The organism is Flavobacterium sp. P1_E4, from assembly GCF_056405915.1.
In genome coordinates, this window is record NZ_JBFUBE010000073.1 from 1 (window position 1) to 1,104 (window position 1,104).

Sequence of the window (1,104 nt, forward strand, 5' to 3'; positions counted from 1 at the left end):
TTTATTGCAATTACGAGTTCGAAATTCTGATCCGAGGCTTTAGCCGAACAGAACGAAGTTAATTACGACTTGCAAATGATTGCCCAAAGCAATTGTAACGACTTAAGGTGGTTATTGCGGCGGGGCTCACCTCTTCCCATCCCGAACAGAGTAGTTAAGCCCGCCTGCGCAGATGGTACTGCAGTTATGTGGGAGAGTATGTCGCTGCCTTTTTTTACAAAACCCCGTTTCGAAAGAAACGGGGTTTTTTATAACAAAATCTAATTATAAGATTAGGTACCTTAGCTCAGATGGTAGAGCAATGGACTGAAAATCCATGTGTCCCTGGTTCGATCCCTGGAGGTACCACTTTATAATGGCTCGGATGGTGAAATTGGTAGACACGCTGGACTTAAAATCCAGTGAACAGCAATGTTCGTGCGGGTTCAAGTCCCGCTCTGAGTACTTTGTTAAACCGTAAAGACCTTATTGTTAGTTCTTTGCGGTTTTTTCGTTTCTATAATTGTACGATTACTGTACGGTAGCTTTGGTTTTCTTCTCAAAGTTGATATTTTTACTATATTTTAAAGTACTAAATACGTTTAACTTTACTTTGGTTGGTAATGAAATATTAGTTGATGTTATGTTTATCTAATTTCTCTCAACGTACTTAAGTTGATAAAGTAAATTCAAATCTTTTATTTTTAAAAAAAATAGTTGAAGATTAATTTCAATATACCTGTTCTTTAAAAATCTATAAATTCTATTTATTAATGTTTAATATTAATATTAAGATTTATTTTTATCTTATTTTATATTTTAATCTTATTTAGAGATGTTAAAAAAGCATGTTTCTGATTTTTAAAACCCATATCTCGGATCAGGTGCAAAAGTTGGGGATTATGCAAAAAGATTAGATAATCTGAACAAGAAAAAATCTATATTTCTCACTCCTCTAAATTGACTTCTAAAAGCTTTTATTTTTGCATTGAAAGATTCGGCAGAAGCATTTGTACTTCTGTTATGAAAATAGTTTAAGATTGACTTGTAATTAAAAGTTATGGTATTAAGCAGAATATTAAAGTTTTTAAAGCCTGATTCTTCTACATTTCTATACCAATGAGC

At 32.8% G+C, this 1,104-nt stretch carries 1 protein-coding gene, 2 tRNA genes and 1 rRNA gene; 3 read left to right on the top strand and 1 reads right to left on the bottom strand.

Going from position 1 to position 1,104, the window contains the following annotated elements; translation table 11 throughout:
- The first annotated feature begins 103 nt into the window (after window positions 1-103).
- The 3 genes from rrf to AC1DY0_RS19035 all read left to right on the top strand — a co-directional run bounded on the left by rrf (window position 104) and on the right by AC1DY0_RS19035 (window position 444).
- A 5S ribosomal RNA gene (gene rrf, locus AC1DY0_RS19025) occupies window positions 104-213 on the top strand.
- Window positions 214-275: 62 nt separating this feature from the next.
- Window positions 276-348 (top strand) — tRNA-Phe (locus AC1DY0_RS19030).
- A gap of 10 nt (window positions 349-358) precedes the next feature.
- A tRNA-Leu gene (locus AC1DY0_RS19035) sits at window positions 359-444 on the top strand.
- A gap of 435 nt (window positions 445-879) precedes the next feature.
- Here the strand turns inward: AC1DY0_RS19035 and AC1DY0_RS19040 are convergent.
- The coding region (locus tag AC1DY0_RS19040) for a transposase (RefSeq protein ID WP_477190151.1) at window positions 880-1,104 on the bottom strand (225 nt) is incomplete at its 5' end.